This window comes from Endozoicomonas elysicola (assembly GCF_000710775.1).
GTDB lineage: Bacteria > Pseudomonadota > Gammaproteobacteria > Pseudomonadales > Endozoicomonadaceae > Endozoicomonas > Endozoicomonas elysicola.
On the sequence record NZ_JOJP01000001.1, the window covers coordinates 1,004,402 to 1,026,544 of the forward strand.

Sequence of the window (22,143 nt, forward strand, 5' to 3'; positions counted from 1 at the left end):
TCTTTACGTATGCAATTCAGATTTCCTTTGGGCATAATAACTGAGTTCTTTAGTTGGTTATTAGGTTTGTAGAGGAGATGTATTGGGTATGGTTAAGCCTGTCAGCTTTGCAGATCCGAAAAAGTGCAGTGAGATATTCGACTCAGAGCATCGTGTCGAATGGCAGAACACGCCTCATGTATTGAACAGTCTGGCACTCCGTGAAGATACCTCAATTGCGGATGTTGGTGCCGGTACTGGCTATTTTGCCAGCCAGTTTGCCCGTCTTGCGCCCAGGGGGAAGATCTATGCGCTGGACACCGAGGCCTGTATGGTCAGCTATATGGATCAGCGCTTCAGGGAGGAGGGGTTATCCAATATAGAAACCAGGTTGTGTGAACATACAGATCCCTGTCTTCCTGAGTCGGTTGATATTGTTTTTCTGGCTAATGTTTATCGTTTTATCCAGGATCGTCCCCGCTTTCTGAGTAACCTGCATCAGCAAATCGACGATAAGGTGATGGTTGTGTTTGTTGATTTCAGGGGTGGCCACGCCAGGGTAAAGCCTGCCCAAGCTCTGGATGAAGTTCGTCAGGCAGGTTTTCATATTATGAACATGGACAGCAGTGGTTGTCCTGATCATTACATCATGACGTTTAGAAAGGACGCTTGCCTTTAAATGACAAGCATCCATTTTAAAGTTACTCAAAACACAGGCAGTAAGTCAGCTCTTTAGAGGAACTTCAGCCTCATAAGCCGTGTTGGTAAACACCCCTTTAATATCTTCAAGCACTGAGTACATGCAGGGCAGCAGAAGCAACGTGATAAAGGTGGCAAATAGAATACCAAAGCCAAGGGATATAGCCATGGGGATCATAAACCTGGCCTGATTGGAGGTTTCCAGAATCATGGGAGCCAGACCACCAAAGGTCGTAAGCGTTGTGAGAATGATTGGGCGGAAGCGACGATGACAAGCTTCTAGCAGGGCGTCATGCACTCCAAGCATGTCCTTCTCCCGTCGCTCATTGGCTTCTGTTACCAGAATAAGACTGTCGTTAATTACTACACCGCTGAGGGCCAGTACACCCAGTAAGCTTACTACGCTCATGGTATAGCCAAGGGCAACATGGCCCAGCACAGAGCCAATCAGCCCAAAAGGAATAATGGCCATGATAATAAATGGCTGACTGTAACTACGGAATGGAATCGCCAGCAGGCAGTACAGGGCCAGCATTACCATAATGCCGTTCACGAATAGACTGTCCATGCTCTCTTTCTGCTCAATCTGATCTCCACGGAAACCGATATCCAGTCCGGGGTAGCTCTGCTTCAGGATTGGAAAAGTCTCCTCTGACAGCGTCTGGCTCAAGGTCATGGCTTCTGACGATGGGGTAATATCAGCGCTGACAATAACCCGGCGTCGGCCTTCCCGTCGTTGGATGACAGAGGCGGAGTAATCACGGGTGATACTGGCAACCTGCCCAAGGGGAACGTAATCATTACCAACCCGAACCGGTAACTGCTCCAGATCGAACTCACTGGCACGCTGGTAGTCTGGCAGCATGACTTTGATGTCAACCTCTTCACTGCCCCGTTGCTGGCGAATAGAGCGCACCCCATTAAAGGCAGAGCGAACCTGTTTGGCCAGTTCCTTTTCATTCAGACCCAGACTTTGCCCAGCAGGCAGTAGTTTCAGATTCAGCTTGCTGCTGCCGGATGAGAATGTGTTTTCAATATCAATAACACCGGCGTAACCGGCGAGCATCATGGCCAGCTCATTACTGGCTTCTTCAAGCATATTGTTGTCATGATGGCGCATTTCAATGGTGACACCGGCGACATCACTGCCAGGGCCGCTGCCTGCTGATGAGAAACGAATACCTTCAACCCCGGGAATAGTACCGGTGGACTCCCGCCAGAGCCGGGAGACTTCTTTGGTGCTCATTGTTCTAACTTCAGAAGGCTGGAGGAACATACGAACAATGATGATAAATTCGCCATCAAGGTTCCGCTGTATACTGGAGATGCCCTTGACCAGTGCTTTGCCACCGTTTTCATCCATGACTTTCTGTGCGGAGCGTTCCAGTCGATGACGAATGGCTGTGGCGTCCTCCAGAGAAGTTCCTACTGGCAGAGTTGCCCGACCTACCGAAAACTCGGCTTCCACTTTTGGCATGGTGGTAAAACCCATATGGCCACCGGCAATATAGCTGATCGATGTCATTAACATGGCAATGCCCAGGGCAACCACGAGATAGCGGAACTCCAGCAGTACACGCATCACCGGTTTGTAGAAATGGACAATTAATCGGTTCAGCCCTCGGTTGAAAAGGGCCTGCAGTGCCGTGGCAAAGCGAAAGATCAGTGCCGGATTATCATTCTTAAGGTGTACCAGGTGGGCAGGGAGAATGAACAGGGCCTCAATCCAGGAAATGGCAAATACGGTGATCACCACCAGGGGAATGACCTGGAACATCATGCCCATGGTTCCGGGCAGGAACCAGATGGGAATAAACGCTACGATGTTGGTCAGGATGCTGAATGTCAGGGGAACGGCAATATCCTTAACACCGATAATGGCCGCCTGGGCAAACGGCATTCCCTGATTCATATGATCGTAGACGTTTTCCCCGGCAATAATGGCGTCATCCACCACAATGCCCAATGCGATGATAAAGGCAAACATGGAAATCATATTGATGGATACATCCATGGCGGGAAGGAAAATCAGGGAGCCCAGAAAGGCCGTTGGAATACCCATGGTGACCCAGAAGGCCAGACGCAGATCCAGAAACAGTGCCAGTACCACCAGAACGAGAACCAGCCCTGAAAAGGCATTTTTTAACAGCAGTGCCATACGCTGTTCATAAAGAATGGCATCGTCGTTTACGATTTCCAGAAGGATACCCGGAGGAAGCAGTGCCTGAAGCTGTGGCATCATGTCATGAACTGCTTCAGAAATACCGATGGGTGTCTGGTCACCAACCCGGTATATCTTGATGCTGGTGGATGGTTTGCCGTTATAGAAAAACGAGAATTTACGATCAGCAAAACCATCTTCTATTGTGGCGATTTCATCCAGATAGATATGGCCTCCTTGGGCAGTACTGACCACGGGGACGGAAGAAAAATCTTTTGCCCACTCCTGACGATTATCCACCTCAACCAGTATATCCCCGCCAGCTGTTTCGAGCTTACCGCCGGACTGGGTAACGGCGTAGCGGGAAATGCTGTTGGACAGGCTATCCAGGGTCAGCCCGTATCGTTCGAGATTCTCTTTATCAACGTAGACTTTGACTTCATATTTGGAGGCCCAGTGCATTTCCACCTGGGTCAGGTAGGGTGATCGCAGCAGGGTGTCCCTAACCAGGCTGGTGGTTTCCCTGAGAGCAACCGGGTCAACGTCGCCATACAGAATCAACTCCATGGATTCATGCTGGATGGCAGAACGGGTGACCCTGGGTTTTTCAGCACCGGCTGGCAGGTTGGTTCGGTTTACTTCACTTTCAATCTCGCCAAGCACCCGGTCCACATTCACATTATTAACCAGCTCGGCGGTAATATTGGCAAAACCACCCAGTGCCCTGGAGTTGACCTGTTTGATCCCTTCAATCCCCCGGATGGCATTCTCAATGGGCAGAACAATACCCATTTCCATCTCATCCGGTGTGGCGCCACTGTAACTGACTGTTATTTTTACCGAGTTCAGCTGATAGTTGGGGTAAACTTCTTTCCTGATCTGGAAAGACGTCAGAAGCCCACCAACAATAAAGAACAGCATCAGCAGGTTGGCGGTGACACTGTTGCGGGCCATCCAGGCGATCGGCCCCCGGTTGATCAATGCATCTGACAGGCGGCTCACAGTCTCTCCTCTGACGCTGGTTGACCGGATTCATTCAGGGCTATCGCCTGCTTCTTCTTTTCCCGTTCATCGGTGCGCAGGGCAATGCCTTCAATGGCACCGGGTAGAGAGGTGGTCACCAACTTTTCACCGGCCACCAGGCCTCCATTGATCAACACATCATCACGTCCGTGGTAAGCGATGGAAACTTCGCGGGATTCCAGCTTATTGTCACCATCCATCAGCCAGACACGATTGCCTTGTTGCAACAACCGCCGGGGCAGGCTGACGACATGATCAATCTGGTGACCCCGGATTTCGGCCTGCAGGAACTCATTCACCAGAATTTTGGGCTTGTCCCGGTTATCCGGTTTGAGGGAGAGAGGGTCTTTGATTTCTACCAGTATCGTCGCGGTTCTGACCTTGTCATCCAGTTCGGGCAGCAGACTGACCAGACAGCCCTGACGATACATGTCCTCGGGCCAGCTCACGGTATTTCGGATATGTACCCGGGAGCCCTTACACTCATTTACTGTCGTATTTTCTCCAGATGCTGGAAAGGTAAGCCATGTCAGATACTGGGCTGGCAGGCTGACTTCCAGCCAGAATGCATCGGTAGCGACCAGGTCAAAAAGATTGGTGTTTTCCTGAATGACGCTGCCAATGCTGACGTGTCGGGCACGTATCTGGCCATCAAAAGGCGCCTTGATATGGGTCCGTTCATAGTCAATCTGTGCTTCGGTCAGCTCGGCTTCAGCCCGTTTCAGGCTTGCTTCCGCTTCCGCCAGCTGTGGCTTTCTCAACACCAGCGCGATTTCATTATCTGACAGGGTATTACCGGAAAGTTCATATTCGAGACGGGCAACTCTGTGTCGGCCTTTTTCCTCTTCAAGGGTAGCCTGTGCTTTTGCCACACCGGCTCTGGCTTTCTGAATGGCCAGCTCATGATCCCGGGGATCAATCTGGAGCAGCACTTCACCTCTGGAAATCTGCCCACCGGGAATGTACTGGTCTGGCAGCCGGGTGATTTCACCCTTCAGCCGGGAACGAAGGTTGACTTCATGTATCGCCCTGACCTGACCATTGCCGGTGATCACAGGGCGTGCTGATTCAGTCTGGACGGTGTGAGTCTGCACCAGTCGGGCAACCGTCTGCCCTTTGCGGGCACGGATTCTGGGCTTGCTTTCCAGGTAGTAACTGGCAGCCGCAGCACCCAGTACCAGTACCAGACAGGGGGCAATGATTTTGAACCATCGCCTGCTATTATCCAGAGTCAGCTTCATTGCCCAATCGTCTCCGAAGGTACTGTGCTCAGCAGCTCGCCGTTGCTGCCAATGGTTATTATTCTGCCGCCCAGCGACTGATAGAGAGCGATCCGTCGGTCCAGTACCTGACGTTCGATATTCACTGAGCGCAACTGCAAATCAAACAGCCGTTCCTGTGCGTTCAGTACATCAAGGTACTGTTGAATACCCTGGCGATAGCGGGCACTTTCAATATCAAGAATATTGCTGGCCAGTCGGGTCTGCTCCTGCAAACTGTTCAGTTGCTCCTGCTTGCTTTGCTCTTCCAGTAAACTGGTTTCCACTTCCCTGAGAGCTGTCAGAACTGTCTGGGTGTAGTCATAAAACGCGCGGGTTGCCCGGGTTTCTGCCTGCTTCTGCTGACTTGCCAGCTGGCCACCGCTAAAGATGGGAATGTTCATACTGATGGCGAAATCGGTTGCCCAGAGATCAAACAGCTCATCCAGATCATTGGTGCTCAGATCTGCCCCTGCGGTTAAGGTAAACGACGGTAGACGTGCTGAAATGGCTTCAGCAACTTTATGCCGCCGAGCCTGATACTGGTACCAGCGGTCACGGATATCCGGCCGGTTCTCAATCAGCTCCGCAGGTATACCTGTGGAAGGTAGAGGAGGTAGCTCTGGAAAGCGGGAGTACTGCCACGACGGTTCTGCAGAAGGGCTTTTACCCAGCAGTACGTTCAGTTGGAAGGCCAGTATGTTTTTCCGTCGAAGGGTTTGCTGATGGTCTGCTCGAATTTCTTCCTCGAGCTGCTCCTGACGCCATACCGTACTGATCGAGTCCTGACCGCTCAGGTAACGTAACCGGGAGATTTCGGTAACCTGCTGGATATTGGTCAATTGTGCAGTGAGTATTTCCAGTCGTGCATTCTGCTCTGATAATTGATACCAGGTCCGTGCAATATTGCCAGCCAGAGAAATGGCTGCTGACTGCAGCACTTCAGAGCTTGCCAGGTATTCATTAACGGCCGCTTCTTTGCGGTTACTCAGCCGCCCCCACAGATCAATTTCCCAGTGTGAGTTGAGCCCGAACACAATGTTGTCGTTCTGATAGATGTTGCCGTTTTCCTGCATGTTCCGGCGGTAGCCTGGCTTGATCGATCCACTCAATGAGGGATACAGACTGGAACCCTGAATATCAGCTTGAGCAGCAGCTTCTTCCAGTCGTGCGAGATATGACTTCAGGGAAAAGTTATTGGACAGGGCGTCTTTCACCAGTCGGTTCAGCTGAGGGTCGTTAAACTCCTGCCACCAGTAATCGGACGCCGTGTGTTTGCCGGACTGGGTAAATTGCTTCTGCAGGTCAGGCATATTCTCTGTCTGGTCTGCAGGCATGAACGAACAGCCCGTTAAAACATAAAGCAGAACAAGGAGCGGTAACCGTTGTCTAAAAGTGTGATTGGTCATCAGGCAGGATTAATTTATGGACTGGAAAACCTTTCAGAGGTGGGTTTTAAAGCATTTTCCTGTCCAGTGTTATGATTCTGGTCATAAACTTTGTAGAAACAATTCTACAAAGTTTATCCAGTAATTTTTATCTCGTCAGGAGGGCTCAGTCAAAGCGATACAGTTCATTCCCTATGATGGTTCCACGTATCAGAAAAGCGGGTTGATTATTTGAACCGGGCTTTGGTGTAAAGAAAAATAATTCAGCAACTTGCCCTTCTGCCAGTGTAGTTTGTGGAATTTCCGGAAATACCGTATGAGCTCCATGTTGAAGTCGTTGTACCAATTCACACAGAGCCTGCTCTCCTTTCTGCCAGGCCCGGAACAGTACAGTAGTGAATGTATCTGTACATCTTGGGTGTACCTGGCCAAGGCCAAAGCTGTCAGAAGCGATAAAGGTTTCCGGCTGTGCCAGCAGCCAGAGCAAATCCTCTTCCTCGCAGAATGCACGCTGATAGGTTCCGCCACCATTGAGCGTCCTGCAGATTGTCAGTAATGCCTTTTCCAGACTTTCTCCCAGTTCACTGGCAATAGTTCCCAGTGTCTTCTGGTTGAATTGGGCATGATCACAAACGATGGTGGTTTCTGCCAGCCTGGGTGGCGGGTTGTCTACCAGCCATTGGCAGACATCCTCTTCGCTCTGCTCCTGCCAGAAATCTGTGGTTGGGAACAGGGATGTCAGCGTGGTGGAGGCGAAAGCAAATGGGTATGTATCCCAGCTTAATGGAAACGCACTGTTTTTCTGCCATTCCAGCAGTGTTTGATAACGCTCTGGAAACAGGCCCTTGTGGCTGGCTCCCCCGAATTTCAGGTGGCTGATATGGCACCGTGCCGCTGTTCCTTCATGCCAGCTCATGACTTCCTGAATACTCTCAAGGATCCGGTCCTGCTGATCTCTTACATGGTAGCTACAGCATACAGGCAGTCGGGTAAGCAGGCTGTTCATAAACCGGTATAGGCGCTCCGGAGGAAGGCTTTTTACCGGATGATAGTTCAGGCTGAGACTGAAACCCTGGAAAGGATAGCTCTGGTATTGCTCAATGCATGCATTGATTCTTTCTTCCAGAACATCATCGCTGCTGAGTGGGTAGTTATAGAGAAAACTGTTGATACCAAAGAGTTGATATTTTTTGACCGGCCCTGTCTGCTCAAGAGTCTTGAAAAAATGCTCCCATGAGGTGCTGAGCATGGCGGTATCACCGAGAAACCCAGTGTAGCGGATATAATCGTCACGTGACGTTGATTCCGGATACACAGGATGGAAGCCACAAAGCCCCGTGACCTGGCGGGTGACTCCCTGGCCAAGTGCGTAATCACGGGCCCTTGAATCACTGGCGGTAAAGTCTGCATGGGTATGGATATCGGTAATGCCGGGAATGATATAGCCGCCTTCCAGGTTAAGCGCTGCCTCATCAGCTTCCTGTGTTCCACTGTGGCAGATAATGCCATTGTGAACCCGGAAATAAGGCATGAATATGAACTGCTGGCCATCCCAGACATGGGCATTCAGAAATAGTGCTGATAGTGAATTCACAGTGTTGTTCTTAATGATGTGGACGTAGTAGAAGCACCATAAATCCAGGTTTCATCACTGGGAAATGCCAAAAGCTGATGTGGAATGCCAATTCGGCATGAATCAGTTGACCGTTGTCATCTGCTCACTGGCATGGTTTCTGATAGCCTGCAGCCTTTGTTAAGCCTGTGCACAGAAGTACCCATGAACATTGTTGAACGCTTCCTGAACTACACCCGGATTAATACCACCACTCACCGTGAAAACGGTGCTGCTGGCATCATGCCTTCATCTCCAGGCCAGATGGAGTTGGCAAAATTAGTCGCCAGTGAGCTTGAAGTGCTTGGGCTGGAAGATATCGTATTACGTGACAGTGCAATTTTAACGGCGACTCTGCCGGCCAATACCAACAGGAAATTACCTGTCGTATCTTTCTTTGGCCACCTTGATACTAGTGCAGAGCAAACCAGTGATACCCATGCGCAGATTGTTCACTATTCAGGTGGTGATATCTGTCTGAACAGTGATCTGGATATCGCATTAAAAGCATCAGAGTTTCCGGAGATCGCCCAGTATCAAGGCCAGGATATTATCGTGACGGATGGCACCAGCCTTCTGGGGGCTGATGATAAGGCGGCTATCGCGGCTATTCTGGATGCATTGCAGACCTTGAAAAATAATCCTGAGATTGAACACGGTACGGTGAAGGTCGCCTTTGTGCCTGATGAAGAGCAGGGGCTGCGTGGCGCCAAGGCTTTTGATGTGGAAACATTTGGGGCCGATTTTGGCTATACGCTGGATTGTTGTGGCATTGGCGACTTCGTTCACGAAAACTGGAATGCCGGTGATGCTGTCATTACCTTTACCGGCCAGTCTGCCCATCCCATGTCAGCAAAAGGCAAGCTGAAGAACTCGTTGCTGATGGCTCATAAATTTATTGCCATGCTGCCAGCGGGTGAAGCGCCGGAATATACAGAGGACCGTGAAGGGTATTACTGGGTTAAAGAGCTTGCTGGTAACAGTGCCAGAACTGTGTTGAAAATGGATATCCGGGACTTCACTAAAGAAGGTTACCGTAGTCGCATGATGTTCCTGCAGACACTGGCAGAAAACTGTCAGGCTTTATGGGGTGAAAAGGCGGTCAATATTCAACTGTCTGACCGTTATGAGAATGTGGCCAACAGTCTGGAAGGCGATGCCGGATTTCCTATTGAAATTGCCCGAGAAGCCTATGCCCGCAACAACATCACCATGAACGCCGTGCCCATGCGGGGAGGTTACGATGGTGCCGTGCTTTCCCAGAAAGGCCTGCCTTGTCCGAATATCTTCACCGGCGCTCATAATTTCCATTCAATTTACGAATATCTGCCCGTGAAATCGTTGCAGGCTGCTAGTGATGTAGTGGTGGATGTGATTCGGGTGACGGCGGAAAAAGATTGGGGAATGTAAAGCAACAGGCTTTGAATTCAGGTTCCATCAGCCTGGTTGGCTGATGGAACTTGGTTTGAACAAGTCTTTTATTCTATAACTACAGAACCTGCGCATGCAGCAGGTCATAGAAATACATCCGTGACATGACTTCGCCGATAACCACCAAAACCAAACCAGCAGCAGCACCTATAAAGCTGTTTTGGCCTTTCATGGTTGGAATGATCCAGCACAGCAAACCTGCCAGCATTAACCCACTGTAGATATAAAGTTGAGTATCTCCGGAAGAGCTGATGATACCCAGCCCAGCCAGGTGATTGCTAAACATCATGGATACTGAAACGACCAGGAAAAGTGCTGCTATTCCAGCCCGAGCGCTAACTTTTCCAGCCACTGCTTTCAGGTCACCAAGACGACCATGACTGCCTGCAATCAACAGTGCTGCCAATGATGAACCGATGGTCAGTGCAGTCCTGAAAAACTGAATGGAAGTCAGGGGTGTGTCCCACGCAGCGACTGCCGACAGGGTATAAACGTTGGCGATAGCCTGAACCAGAGCTACAGCAAGCAGTACGGTAAGGATTAGCAAATTCTTGCTGAGACCATTTTGCTGCATTGTGCGAACCTGTAAACCGGTGAACAGCAACAAGGCTCCACCAAATGCACTGATGGCCAGAATTTCCATACTCAGTGGTGAGCTGTGGAGCAGACCATAGATCACATTCATGGCTCTGAATGGCTGGCCCAGATGGGTAATGGAGGCTATCAGGGCAGCGCCCAGAATCACCAGTGCCAGTACATAGTGGCGGTTTAACAGCCGCATATTTCCGGTAGTTAACACATTACCGGCCATCAGCTGAATAACACCGGTAACCATCAGCAGTCCTGCTGCACATTGGGCGAGTACTGTAAAAATAGCCAGAGACAGATGTTCCATCACTTCACCTCCCGGCTGTTTTGAACAGAGCCAGATTTATCACCACTGGGTTTGGCCTGTACGTTGGGTTTTATTACCAGATTGGGGGATGTCATACCAGCGTCGGGTAATGGCGCAATGCTGGCTTCACTGCCGTATTTGGCACGCAGCTCATCAATTGGGCCAAAGTCCAGAGCACGCAATGGGCAGGCATCCACGCAAACCGGTTTGCTGCCTTCTGCTACACGCTCATAACAACCATGGCATTTGCTCATCACTTTCTTCTCGGCGTCGTATTGTGGCGCGCCGTAAGGGCAGGCCATGGAGCAATACTGACAGCCAATGCAGCGATCCTGATCCACGGCAACCAGACCATCCTGCTCCCGCTTATGCATGGCACCGGTCGGGCAGGCTTTAACACAGGCCGGGCTGTCGCAATGGTTGCAGCTTATGGAGGTGTAGTAACTGAACACATTGTGTTCCCAGGTACCGTCCTTGTTCTGCTCCCAGTCACCGCCGCCGTATTCATAAATACGGCGCCAGTCACGATCAACGCTGATGTCGTAGAAGTCTTTGCAGGCCAGGGAACAGGTTTTACACCCTGTGCAACGGCTGCTGTCAAAATAAAATCCGTATTGAGCCATTGTTTATGTCCTCAGGCCTTCTCAATATTAACCAGGTTACTGTGCTGTGGGTTGGCTTTGGCCAGAGATGTTGGCCGTTGACCGGTGAGCGTATTGATACAGGCACCCAGGTCGACCTTGTCTTTATTGGGCGAATACCAGGCACCCTGACCCATGGCGACAACACCGGGAACGATTCTTGGGGTGACTTTGGCGACGACTCTCAGTTCACCACGGTCATTCCACACCCGCATCAGGTCGCCGTCTTTGATAGAGCGTGCTTCGGCATCTACCGGGTTAACCCACATTTCCTGACGGTTGGCATCCTTGATTGTGGCAACGTTTCCGTAAGTCGAGTGGACACGGGCCTTATAATGGAATCCATACACCTGCAGTGGATACTTTTTGGCCAGTTCAGATTCATGACCTTCCCACATGGAGACGTATTCAGGCAGAGGCTTGATGAACTCGTCACTCTTCAGCTGCCAGCTGCTGGCCAGTTCAGCGAGTCGTTCCGAATAAATTTCAATCTTTCCGGAAGGGGTTGCCAGCGGATTGGCTTCGGGATCCTGACGGAAGGCTTCAAAAGCTACGTACGGTTTGCCAGGGCGCTTCTGTTTGACGATTCCCTGTTTGATAAACTGCTGAAGACTGGGCAGTTCTGGGTTGTTCTGGCGGGCATTTGCATAAATCAGTTCCAGCCATTGCTCACGATTTCGTCCTTCGGTATAGGCTTTTTCAACACCGAGTCGTTTTGCCAGATCTGCGCAGACTTCATAGAGACCTCGGCATTCAAACATTGGCGAAACTGCAGGTTGTGTGCAGACGACAAAGCCCATGTTTCCTGCATCCACCTGGTAGGCAAAATCAAACTGTTCGGAGGTGGTCAGGTCGGGAAGCAGGATGTCGGCATAGCGGGCGCTGGACGTCATGTGGTTTTCGATCACCACAATCATTTCGCACTGGTTTTCATCCTGAAGGATTTCATGGGTCCGGTTGATATCGCCATGCTGGTTGAGAACACAGTTACCGGCGTAGTTCCACAAAAACTTCAGTGGTGCTTTCAGGCGTTCACTGCCCTGAATGCCATCGGTGGTGCTGGTCATCTCTTCATGACGCCAGATGGCATCGGTCCACAGGAAAACCGGTATGGACGTTTTCACCGGGTTTTCCAGCTGCGGGAATCCGGCAAATGGCATGTAGTAGGCGCTCATTGAGCCGCCGTTACCACCACCGGGAATGCCCACGTTGCCGGTCATGATGGACAGCATGGCAATGGCGCGAACCGTATGTTCACCGTTCACATGACGCTGAGGGCCCAGACCTTGGGTAATGGTGCAGGGCTTGGTGGTCGCTATTTCACGGGCCAGGCTTTCGATTTTATGCACAGGCACGCCGGTGATTTTGGCTGCCCATTCAGGGGTTTTCGGTGTTTTATCAGGTCCATTCCCGAGAATGTATGACTTCCAGGAAGCGCCTTTTGGTGCAGAAGCTGGCAGGGTATCTTCATCAAAACCAATGGTGTATCGGTTGATAAAGTCCATATCCACCAGACCGTTGGTGATCATGACATAAGCCATACCGGCAATCAGGGCGGCATCAGTACCCGGTCGCAGTGGCACCCATTCGTTATCGTTACTGACGACCGTGGTGTCATTTTTACGGGGGTCAAAACTGATGGTGCGAATCGGGTTGCGTTCTCTGGCCTGTTGCAGATGATAAATATGACCACCGCCGCCCATATCGGTTTCTGCCGGGTTGGTACCAAACATCACCAACAGTTTCGAGTTCACCAGGTCAGAGATCTCATTGCCGGAAACCCAGCCACTGCCGCCATAGGTGTAAGGCAGGCCAACGGTGTACTGAGCCGAAGAATAGGTGTTGTGGTAATTCAGGTAGCCACCGTAGCAGTTCATCAAACGGGCGATCATGGTGGCGGAGTGAGGGAAGGATTTGGAAACGGTTGCACCCAGGGTGCCGGTGCCGTAGTTGATATAAATGGCTTCATTGCCATAGCGGCTGCGGATATCTTTCAGGCTGCCGGCGATGGTGTCCAGGGCTTCATCCCAGCTGATTCGTTTGAATCGACCTTCGCCCCGTTTACCCACCCGTTTCATTGGGTATTTCAGACGGTCCGGGTGATATACCCGTTGTTTCATGGAACGACCACGTAAGCAGGCTCTTACCTGGTGGTCTCCCCACTCTTCGGAGCCGGTGTTGTCCGCCTCAACATGGGTGATGACATCATTGGAGACGTGCATGCGCAGTGGGCAGCGGCTGCTGCAGTTTACGGTACAGGCAGACCAGACGACTTTTTCTTCCGGTGTGGTTTCCGCTTTCTTTTCACTGGCACTGAGGGAGAAGGGCAGGCCAGAGCCCAGAACGGCAGCACTCCCTCCTGCGAGAGAGCTCCATTTCATAAAGGCACGGCGACCCAGTGCGGTCTTAAAGCCACGTTTGATCGTATCAGACATAGTGTTTCTTCACAGATGAGAATTCAGGAAGGACTTAAAATTGGTTCTGCTGGTCGGTGATTTCACTACATCTGAGTGTGGATAATGATGATCTGGCGCAAATTAACCATACTTTTTTTATTGATTTATGCGGTTTTGAAAGACAGCTTTTGTCGTTTTTTAATGAGAGTTTTAATGGTCGGTCAAAACTTTTAAATACTTTTAAAGTGATTATTAATAGTTCTGGGTTAATAACAGATTAATTCCGTGTTTAAACACTATTGTTTTCCTTTATGAAAGGTGTATTTTCTATTTTATTTTTATTGCCTAATGCTTTCGATTTCACTCAGGAATACTTTCCATGTTGGCTCTTGTGTAAGGAATTAAAATGTCGAGTAAACGTACCCGGCTGGACCGGTTTCTTGCCAAGCATCTACAAGTCCCCCGTAAGCAGGTTCGCCTTGTTTTATTAGCGAACCGCATTACGGTAGATGGTGATGTGGTTCGGGAGATGGATTATCAGCTACATGAGTTTGATCAGGTTGCCCTTGATGGACAGCTTCTGAGAGGGGATAAGCCCCGACACATCATGGTGCACAAACCCGTTGGTGTGGTCAGTGCCACTAAAGACGATATTCACCCAACAGTACTGGATTTGTTACCCGAAGAAGAACGACACGGGCTTCACATTGTGGGTCGGTTGGATCTGAATACTTCTGGCCTGGTACTGCTGACTAATGATAGCCGCTGGTCAAAAGCGCTGATGGCACCGGATCATCATGTTGCCAAGGAGTATCTGGTGACGCTGCAGAACCCACTTTCCGGCGATTACATCCCGGTATTTCGTGATGGTATGTACTTTGGCTATGAAGGCATCACCACGCTGCCAGCGACTCTGGAAATTTTAAGCCCATACCAGGCAAAAGTTGTACTGGTCGAGGGCAAATACCACCAGATCAAGCGAATGTTTGGTCGCTTTCGTAACCCAGTGGTTGGATTGCATCGCAGCCGGGTGGGCAATTTGATTCTGGACAGTGACTTGCCACCCGGGCAGTGGCGGCATTTAACGAGCGGTGAAATTGCAGCACTATGAGACAGTATCAGGCCTTTATTGCCAGACAGGAAAGTCTGTCTGGCAATAAAGCAGAGTTTTTATTAACTGTGCTTGGGTTGCAGGTTTATAGCTTTTTCTTCTTCAGTGGTTTCTTCCACCGCTTCTTCCCCCCAGTTTTCAATGGTTAAGCCATTACCGGGATAGAGATGGCTGATCACCATATAGCTGACAAAGCTCATCAACAGCCCCAGGAAGATACCGTCCAGCCCAAAGAAGTTTATCCAGTCGTACTGTACGGCCAGAATGCCCAGTGTTCCCAGGAACAGAGAAGCCCAGGTGGCCTGCTTGCTGCCTTTTTTGTAGAAATGACCCAGCAGATACGGTACCAGCACCCCGCCGGCCCTCAGACTGAATGAGAACATCAGTATGGAGATAATGGCAGAGGTATTCATCACTGCAATCACCAGGGCAAAGACACCAAAGATCAGCATGGTGAAGCGGGCAACATTCAGCAGCTGCTTTTGACTGGCTTTAGGGTTCAGATAGATCTTGTAGATATCGTTGGCAAAAATGGAACCCGCACCAAGAAGGTCTGAAGAGGCGGATGACATGGTGGCTGAGGTGATACCAGCAAACAGAACACCGACAAGAACCGGTGGCATTACCTGTACAGCCAGTGTTGGCAGCACATAACGGGCACCGTTTTCAAGAATGTCAGTAGCGTCAAGGATGCCCAGCTCCACCATGGCTTTGGCAATGACGCCGAGCGAGGCAGGTATCAGAGCGAAAGCGAAGAACAGCACACCGGCAAAGAGGCTACCCAGCAGGGCGGTTTTACCGTTTTTGGCGGCATACAGTCGCTGTGTAACTTCCTGTCCACAAATAAACGACGCAGTGTAAATAAAGATCAGGCTAAGGATGGTTGGCCAGCCTATACCCTCAGTGAGGGACATTGATTTGGCTGGAAGTGTTTCAACCACCATGTTCCAGCCACCAACCATATCAAGTGAGTAGGGAAGGACTGCCAGCATGCCAAAGACGATCATCAGCATCTGGAAGAAATCCGTCAGCGATACCGACCATAATCCGCCCATAATGGAGTAAATAATCACGACCACCGCAACTACGGCGACAGAGGTCTGATAATCCAGCCCCATAATCACGGACAGGATAACCCCGGAAGCAATGAACTGTACGGCAGTCAGGCCAATCAAGGGCAGGGTCATGATGATGGAGGTGAATAGTGCAGAATGCCGGTCGTATCGGCGGCGGAAGAATTCAGGAATGGTTTTCACCATGGCTTTGCGCAGCATGGGCGCAACGATGGCAATAATGGTAAAGGTGACGCCCATGGTGGCGACATACCAGAGTGATGACAGTCCCCAGTCACCGTAAGCTTTTTCAACAACGCCCAGTGATGAGCCTCCACCAATTTCCGTGGCTGCCAGGGTTCCGGCAATCAGAAACGGCCCAAGACGCCGACCCGCGACCAGAAAGTCCTCCGAACTCTGTATTTTTCGGGTCGAATAAATACCAATACCAATTAACACCAGCAAATACCCAAGAACAATCAACAGGACAATCGTCTGCCCATCCAGATTCAGGCTCATGGCGGTATACTCAAGAAAGAAGTTTGATTGTTATTTGTTGTGACTCTGTGTTTATTGTTTCAGTGTTGTTTGAATGGTTTGTTGATTTTTATCAACAGGAATACCGATTCAAATAAATGAGGGGGAATATATAGAAAAATAAGATTAAGATTTGTACTGAATTGTAAATTATACCAATTAAATTTTCTAAACCCGTTATGAGCATGAATAGCTGGATAGCCTTAGCTATGGCGAGGAGCTTCAACGCAGAATGTCTGTTAAGATCATCAGCGCAATAGGGATTTAGAAAGTGCAATTGTTATTAATTAGCCATTAGTCTATTTATTAACCGGTTAATTGATAATAGAACCGAATGTAGGTTGGTATAAAAACAAGGCAGGTTTACCTGCCTTGTTTTAAGTTTATGCAAATGAATTAGACAGCATAAGAGCGGCACTGATCGTAATTAGACCAAGAGTTATGTGATGGAGTAATCCGTCGGAGACCAGTTTAATCAGATACCCTGAAGGTTCGCAGGTCAGTGCAAAGCATCAAAAGCCCATGAGATTACTGTGTGATTAACCACTCTCCCGTTTCGGTATCCATTGTCCACTGATCTATCCACTGCAGTCTAAGCTCGCCATTCTTGCCTTTCTGTATGGGCAACCATACATACCGTGAATCAATCAAATTGTCTGCTTCATGGCGATCGGCTGCATAAATGTAGGTCGTTTTCTGATCTCCCACGACGGGAATAATAAAGGCGGTTTGAGAGCCATAAGCTGTTTCATCCCCAATATTTTTCCAGATACTCCAGGGACCTGTCATCGCTGGTGCTGTTGAATATTTTTGCTGGTTAGGCCTCCAGGCCATGGTGCCCGAGGAAAACAGGATATAGGTATCACCCATTTTAACAATACCGGGTGCTTCTCTCTGTTCTTTGTGCACTGTTTCAACAGGGAAGTCGTAGACCAGTTTTTGGATATTTCTAAAATCCGGGGTCATTTCAAAAATTTTCAGACGACGCATGATCTGACCTTCAGTCAGTACGCCCATCTCGCCATCTTTCAACTCGCCAATAGAAGAGAGAACGTAGTAACCCTTGCCATTTTCGTCAGCATAGAGGGCATTATCTCCAGCATAGTGAGCAACTCTGTCAGCTGTTGGAAAAAAAACAGATTCAACGTGATAGTCACCACAAGGAGTTTCACTGCTGGCAACACCGGCTCTCATATTGGGCTCAATGCCTCCGGGTCTGCGGTACTTGAACCACATAACAAAACTGTCGGTTAACTGGTTATAAATAACTTTTGGCCGGGCAATAATGACATCGGAAGGCAGCTCAGTATTTCTTTTACTGGTCATTACCTGGTTTTCAAATGTCCAGGTGGTGAGGTCATTGGATGAGTAGCAATTAAGGGCATTAAACAGGTTGCTGTTTTGGGTTCGATCCTGACCAATCCAGTAATATGTTTCTTCAGCTTGAAACAGGGTGCCACCGTGGGCATTAATCAGTTTCCCGTTGGTATCAAGCCAGTCTTTGCCTGATTCGATGGGTTTCAGATCCGCGATAGCTGATGATGTCAGCAAACCAAAAACAACAGCAGATGCAACCCTGATAAGATATTTCTTACCTGACATAAGAACACTCAACTCGTTTTACCGTAAATGGAAACCCTGACTTTGTCAGGGTTTTATAGAGTGGTTATTTGAAGGAGTAACGGAAACTCAATCCGTAATACATGTAGTACTTTTCCGGATTGGTCGCATCTTCGTTATTCCAGGTTTTGACGTCAGCTTCTTCCATATAGATTTCAGGCAGGATGGACAGTTGTTTGCTCAGTTTATAGGTGGCCAGCATACCGTAACGGTTTCGTTTCTGATTTCTTTCATTACCGACACCGTCGGTTTGATTCTGGGTTAAATCAATACGGGTATAGGGTTCCAATGTTAAATCATTCAATCGATGGCGATAGTAGAGACGCAGCTGTAAGGAATCACTTTCTTTATTGCTGAAGGCACGGCTCTCATATTCCTTACTAAACATCTCATGATATAAAGAAACCGTCACTCGTTGACTGGATGAAAGAGAGTGGCCCAGTTTCAGTTCAAGCTCATGGGTATAATCATCGTAACTGGTCCGTAGTTTTTTATCGACGCCATCATCACGGAATCGTCCATGGCTTCTTGTGGGCGCCATCCAGCCTGCGAGATTAATTGAGGTACTTTTGCTGAAATCATATCGAAGGCCCGGGTAGAAGCGATACTCCATAGAGCGCGTATTGCCTTCATAAATCTGGTGCCGAAAACCCACTTTTGGTGCCCAGGTAAATTGACCCAAAGTCCATTGATAGCCTACGGCTAACGTCTGACGTGAGCGATTATTCCAGCTTCGTTGCTCTGGCAGATCCATATGACGGTAGTCAATCTTGGCGATGACCTGTAGAGGTGACCCTTCTATTGGATTCAGATTGAATGATACATAGGGCATCTGGTAGCTGTCGCTTTTGTAGGGTTCATTAAAGTCCCTGAACTCCGTACCTATCTGAACATTACCCGCCAACGCACTGGTTGATAGGGCCATTAAGATAAGGCTGCTGGATGTGTATCTTTTAATCCCGGATAGATTAATGGCAGTCATACCGCCTCCCCCTATTAAAATAAAAAATAATGAATATCTGATCTGGTTGTCAGAATGGTGTTACTGAATCGGTCCATGGATCATGATGTCATCGTAAACGGCGACGCTTCCTGATTCTTTGGTCGCTGTACCGATTCGAATGTTGTCTATAAAGCTGGCGGCCTCTGCAAAGTGAGCGCCTCCCCATATAAGGCGATCATTCAGAAAAATATCGTAGGTATTAGCATCGGTATTCATCACCAGCCGAAGCTTGTACCACGTGTCATTGTTGATAGAGGCGATGGCTGTTTCATTAAATCGGTTGTCGGTAATCGCAAGCTTTCGATGCTTCACTGAATTAACAATATTGATCAGCATTTTTTTACCCGACATCAGTCGAATGTAATCTCCGCTGCCTGACGTGTTGTATTTAAATCGGAGCGTTGCTTCAACCCGTGCGCCTTTTTGTGGTGTCAATGTGTGGCTGGCTACGACACGACCGTTATTATTGTTATCCTGAAGTTGAAGAGCGCCACCAATATCGGCCTTAATGACCGAAGCGGATGTCCCTGATGAGCGAATAACCTCCCAGCCTTGAGGAAGTGTTCCGGTTTCAGGCGTATCAAAGCCTGCATGGAGTTGAGGTGATGGACTGTACTTATTTCCCCAGATTTCAACCTCGTAAAAGCCAAAATCATTGGTCGTGCCGCTGCTATTCCCTTTGTGGTTCTCTATAAGTGACAGTCTTAGATATTGGCCGTGTGCTTCAGGTAGGTTGATGGTCTGAAGCCAGTTTATGGAGCCGACAATGTCTTCAAAAACGGGAGTGAATGTCTGCCCATTACCCACTTCAACCTTTAACCGGGGAGTGCGCAGACTGACGTCCACCTTATTATTGTACTGATCAAATTGTTTTAGCTTAATGGCCTTGATCCGTTGTGCTTCTCCCAGGTCAAACGTCAGGGTCTTTTTATCGGAGTGGTTGTTGTTATACCAAAAGGTCGATAAGTCATTATCCGTCAGTGCAGTAACATCATCCTGAAAGCCCTGTAGAACCGTATTTTTTATGGATAATTGAGTGCCGTGATCCAGCTGATAGCCGGTAACAGTTCCTTTTTCTTCATCAAGGGTGATGCGATCGTAATAGTTAGTGGCAAGATTCGTATCGGTATTAAAATACAGCGGCATCCAGATATTGCGGTTGTCTTTTCCATTCCAGGTGGCCGCATTACGTGTACCTGAAAACAGTAATGAACTGTGCCCGGAACCATTCGATGAACGAATTCGTTTTACACCGAAAACCTGAGAGTGGTAAGCGGTACTGTCACTGATAGGTATCAGATGATCCGTCCACGGCCCTTTGACGGAAGGGGCGTACGTGTATTTATGCTGATTGGGACGCCAGCCGGTTTTACCGGAAGTCATCATAAAGAGGTAACCGTTTTCACGGAAAATGGCTGGCGCTTCCCGGTGATCAATACTGTTGTCATCATTGAACCATTGAAGAGACAACAGTGGACCATTGGGTTTGATGTCGCTGCATTCATCGTTTAATTCAAGAATATGAACAACGCCCTGCTGAGTGTCCGCCGATGCCAGGTACAGCTTGCCATCTTCAACAATTTCTCCCAGGTCACCGGATACATTGCCATAAGGCAAGTCAATGATAATGGAGTCGGTATAGCGGTCTGCCGGTGTCTTGCCACTGCCCACTACAGCGGCACGCAGCAGTTCTTTACGGGGAATGATTTTATTGTTCGAATCAATACCATGCCGCTTAGCCCAGATGGACAGGTTGCCTGTTGCCGGGCACATCAGCCATTTTACAGCAGCGAGTTTTGAACGCGTATAGTCTTCATGTTGATCTTCACCTTTATTGGTAAGATCTTCATTGCTTAATACGACCGTTGGCGTGGACCATGTGGTTTTATTATCGGTTGAGGTAGAAATTGTAAACTTATCAAAAGCACCGGATGGGGTTTCATGAAGTTTTAACCCGTACCAGGTACCTTTTATCTGAGTGGTTTTATTAAAATCAGTAATCTGGTTGAGTGTCTTACCGTTATTTTCTATCCGTGCGATTGATACCTGACTGTGAAATGCTGACAAAATAATACAAATAATTAAGCACAGATTCCTGCGATGAGACTTCACATTGATGTCCTGTATCTTTTTGAGTGAATCAGTTTGTTTTTTAAATAAACGAGCTCTCTCAGCAGTAATAAGAAAAAGGAGAGCTCGTTACGTATTATTTGGAGCTGGCTTGCCATTCTCCTGTTTTAGTATCAATGCTCCAGCCGTCATACCACTTCATATCCAGTTGATTGTCCTTAATTTCAATGGGCAACCAGACATAGCGGGAGTCAATCAGCTTTTTACCCACATGGCGGTCTGCACCGTAGATATAGGTGGTTTGTTCACTGCCGTAGACAGGAATGATATAAGCGGTCTGAGAGGTAAAGCCTGATGCGGGGCCGATGTTTTTCCATTCACTCCAGGGGCCCGCCATAGAGGTTGCCGTCGAGTATTTCTGCTGATTTGGCTTCCAGGACTGGGTCCCGGATGTCAGCATGACGTACTTTCCATCAATTTTTGCCAGAGCGGGTCCTTCTCGACGGGCTTTTCGGTCTGTCTCTAATGGAAAGTCATACAGCAATTCGGCAACATTGCGAAAGTCGGGGGTCAGTTTAAAGACTTTCATACGACGATCACGGGAGCCATTGACCAGCGTACCCATCTTTCCATCTTTCAGCTCACCGATGGATGAAATTACGTAATAACCGCTTCCATCGTCGTCTACCAGCATGGCGGTATCACCAGCATAATGGGACACGTTATCAACGGTGGGGAAGAAGATATCTTCTACGGCATAGTCACCACAGGGTTCAGAACTGCTGGCAACACCGGCTCTCATGTTTGGATCAATACCGTTTGGGTGGCGGTATTTAAACCACATTACATAGCTCTTGGTCATCTCGTTGTAGACCACTTTGGGGCGGGCAATAATAACTTCTTCAGGAAGTTCTTTATTTTTTGCGGGAGTCAGGCTGTCATTCTCCAGCGTCCATTGGGTTAAATCATCGGATGAATAACATTTTAAAGATCTGAAGGTGTTGTTGTTATGGGTCCTGTCCTGACCAATCCAGTAAAATTTTCCTTCTGCTTGGAAAACATGACCACCATGGGCTTCGATCAGGTTCCCGTTGGTATCCAGCCAGTCCTGTCCTGATTGAATCGGCGTTATATTGGCGAGTACGCCTGAAGACGCAAGGAATAAACCGGCCATACTTATGATGGTCTTTTTGAGTATCTGATTGCTCATTGCTATCACGCAGCACCTGATGATCAGCCAATAACTAACGGTGATTACCTTTTATC

The 22,143-nt window shown here is 48.8% G+C and carries 15 protein-coding genes; 3 read left to right on the forward strand and 12 right to left on the reverse strand.

Annotated features, from left to right (window positions below):
* Positions 1-88 precede the first annotated feature (88 nt).
* Positions 89-658 (forward strand): class I SAM-dependent methyltransferase, encoded by a 570-nt coding sequence (locus tag GV64_RS04215; RefSeq protein ID WP_020584165.1) that lies wholly within the window; start codon positions 89-91, stop codon positions 656-658.
* A 45-nt stretch (positions 659-703) separates the two neighbouring features.
* Here GV64_RS04215 and GV64_RS04220 read toward each other — a convergent pair whose 3' ends face one another.
* The 4 genes from GV64_RS04220 to GV64_RS04235 form a co-directional block, all read right to left on the reverse strand.
* Positions 704-3,841: an efflux RND transporter permease subunit gene (locus tag GV64_RS04220; RefSeq protein ID WP_020584164.1), complete on the reverse strand. Its 3,138-nt coding sequence runs from the start codon at positions 3,839-3,841 to the stop codon at positions 704-706.
* Entirely contained in the window at positions 3,838-5,103 is a 1,266-nt protein-coding gene (locus GV64_RS04225) for an efflux RND transporter periplasmic adaptor subunit (RefSeq protein ID WP_020584163.1), read from the reverse strand. Before GV64_RS04225 ends, GV64_RS04220 begins: the two co-directional genes overlap by 4 nt.
* On the reverse strand, positions 5,100-6,530 hold the full coding sequence (locus GV64_RS04230; RefSeq protein ID WP_081622201.1) for an efflux transporter outer membrane subunit: 1,431 nt from the start codon (positions 6,528-6,530) through the stop codon (positions 5,100-5,102). Before GV64_RS04230 ends, GV64_RS04225 begins: the two co-directional genes overlap by 4 nt.
* 145 nt (positions 6,531-6,675) lie before the next feature.
* Positions 6,676-8,103, reverse strand: coding sequence for a hypothetical protein (locus tag GV64_RS04235; protein WP_020584161.1), 1,428 nt, complete (start codon positions 8,101-8,103; stop codon positions 6,676-6,678).
* A gap of 183 nt (positions 8,104-8,286) precedes the next feature.
* Between GV64_RS04235 and pepT the strand changes: the two genes are divergently transcribed.
* The gene (gene pepT, locus GV64_RS04240; RefSeq protein WP_026258505.1) at positions 8,287-9,531 is read left to right on the forward strand and encodes a peptidase T; all 1,245 of its coding nucleotides are present in this window, start codon (positions 8,287-8,289) and stop codon (positions 9,529-9,531) included.
* Between the two features lie 79 nt (positions 9,532-9,610).
* Here pepT and GV64_RS04245 read toward each other — a convergent pair whose 3' ends face one another.
* Genes GV64_RS04245 through GV64_RS04255 form a run of 3 tightly spaced genes read right to left on the reverse strand, consistent with a single transcriptional unit; the run spans position 9,611 to position 13,523 of the window.
* On the reverse strand, positions 9,611-10,447 hold the full coding sequence (locus GV64_RS04245; RefSeq protein WP_020584159.1) for a dimethyl sulfoxide reductase anchor subunit family protein: 837 nt from the start codon (positions 10,445-10,447) through the stop codon (positions 9,611-9,613).
* Positions 10,447-11,070 carry a DMSO/selenate family reductase complex B subunit gene (locus GV64_RS04250; RefSeq protein WP_020584158.1) on the reverse strand — a complete coding sequence of 208 codons (624 nt, stop codon included), beginning with the start codon at positions 11,068-11,070 and terminating at the stop codon, positions 10,447-10,449. Before GV64_RS04250 ends, GV64_RS04245 begins: the two co-directional genes overlap by 1 nt.
* Positions 11,071-11,081: 11 nt before the next feature.
* Entirely contained in the window at positions 11,082-13,523 is a 2,442-nt protein-coding gene (locus GV64_RS04255; protein WP_020584157.1) for a DMSO/selenate family reductase complex A subunit, read from the reverse strand.
* 367 nt (positions 13,524-13,890) lie between these two features.
* On the opposite strand from GV64_RS04255, the gene GV64_RS04265 reads away from it, so the two are divergent.
* Positions 13,891-14,595 (forward strand): pseudouridine synthase, encoded by a 705-nt coding sequence (locus GV64_RS04265; RefSeq protein ID WP_020584155.1) that lies wholly within the window; start codon positions 13,891-13,893, stop codon positions 14,593-14,595.
* Positions 14,596-14,657: 62 nt separating this feature from the next.
* On the opposite strand, the gene GV64_RS04270 is transcribed toward GV64_RS04265, so the two are convergent.
* The 5 genes from GV64_RS04270 to GV64_RS04290 form a co-directional block, all read right to left on the reverse strand.
* A complete protein-coding gene (locus GV64_RS04270; protein WP_020584154.1) occupies positions 14,658-16,166 on the reverse strand; it encodes a sodium:solute symporter family protein in 1,509 nt (502 codons plus the stop codon).
* Positions 16,167-16,712: 546 nt separating this feature from the next.
* Positions 16,713-17,786 (reverse strand): family 43 glycosylhydrolase, encoded by a 1,074-nt coding sequence (locus GV64_RS04275; protein WP_020584153.1) that lies wholly within the window; start codon positions 17,784-17,786, stop codon positions 16,713-16,715.
* Positions 17,787-17,850: 64 nt separating this feature from the next.
* Positions 17,851-18,786 carry an OmpG family monomeric porin gene (locus tag GV64_RS04280; RefSeq protein ID WP_034844030.1) on the reverse strand — a complete coding sequence of 312 codons (936 nt, stop codon included), beginning with the start codon at positions 18,784-18,786 and terminating at the stop codon, positions 17,851-17,853.
* Between the two features lie 60 nt (positions 18,787-18,846).
* A complete protein-coding gene (locus GV64_RS04285; RefSeq protein WP_152553917.1) occupies positions 18,847-20,919 on the reverse strand; it encodes a discoidin domain-containing protein in 2,073 nt (690 codons plus the stop codon).
* 94 nt (positions 20,920-21,013) lie between these two features.
* Complete coding sequence (locus GV64_RS04290; RefSeq protein WP_051087843.1) at positions 21,014-22,087, reverse strand: family 43 glycosylhydrolase; 1,074 nt, start codon at positions 22,085-22,087, stop codon at positions 21,014-21,016.
* Positions 22,088-22,143 lie beyond the last annotated feature (56 nt).

Coding starts and splice junctions, on each gene's coding strand:
- GV64_RS04215 (WP_020584165.1), top strand. CDS start 89: ATGGTTAAGCCTGTCAGCTTTGCAGATCCGAAAAAGTGCAGTGAGATA.
- GV64_RS04225 (WP_020584163.1), bottom strand. CDS start 5,103: ATGAAGCTGACTCTGGATAATAGCAGGCGATGGTTCAAAATCATTGCC.
- GV64_RS04230 (WP_081622201.1), bottom strand. CDS start 6,530: ATGACCAATCACACTTTTAGACAACGGTTACCGCTCCTTGTTCTGCTT.
- pepT (WP_026258505.1), top strand. CDS start 8,287: ATGAACATTGTTGAACGCTTCCTGAACTACACCCGGATTAATACCACC.
- GV64_RS04245 (WP_020584159.1), bottom strand. CDS start 10,447: ATGGAACATCTGTCTCTGGCTATTTTTACAGTACTCGCCCAATGTGCA.
- GV64_RS04250 (WP_020584158.1), bottom strand. CDS start 11,070: ATGGCTCAATACGGATTTTATTTTGACAGCAGCCGTTGCACAGGGTGT.
- GV64_RS04255 (WP_020584157.1), bottom strand. CDS start 13,523: ATGTCTGATACGATCAAACGTGGCTTTAAGACCGCACTGGGTCGCCGT.
- GV64_RS04265 (WP_020584155.1), top strand. CDS start 13,891: ATGTCGAGTAAACGTACCCGGCTGGACCGGTTTCTTGCCAAGCATCTA.
- GV64_RS04270 (WP_020584154.1), bottom strand. CDS start 16,166: ATGAGCCTGAATCTGGATGGGCAGACGATTGTCCTGTTGATTGTTCTT.
- GV64_RS04275 (WP_020584153.1), bottom strand. CDS start 17,786: ATGTCAGGTAAGAAATATCTTATCAGGGTTGCATCTGCTGTTGTTTTT.
- GV64_RS04280 (WP_034844030.1), bottom strand. CDS start 18,786: ATGACTGCCATTAATCTATCCGGGATTAAAAGATACACATCCAGCAGC.
- GV64_RS04290 (WP_051087843.1), bottom strand. CDS start 22,087: ATGAGCAATCAGATACTCAAAAAGACCATCATAAGTATGGCCGGTTTA.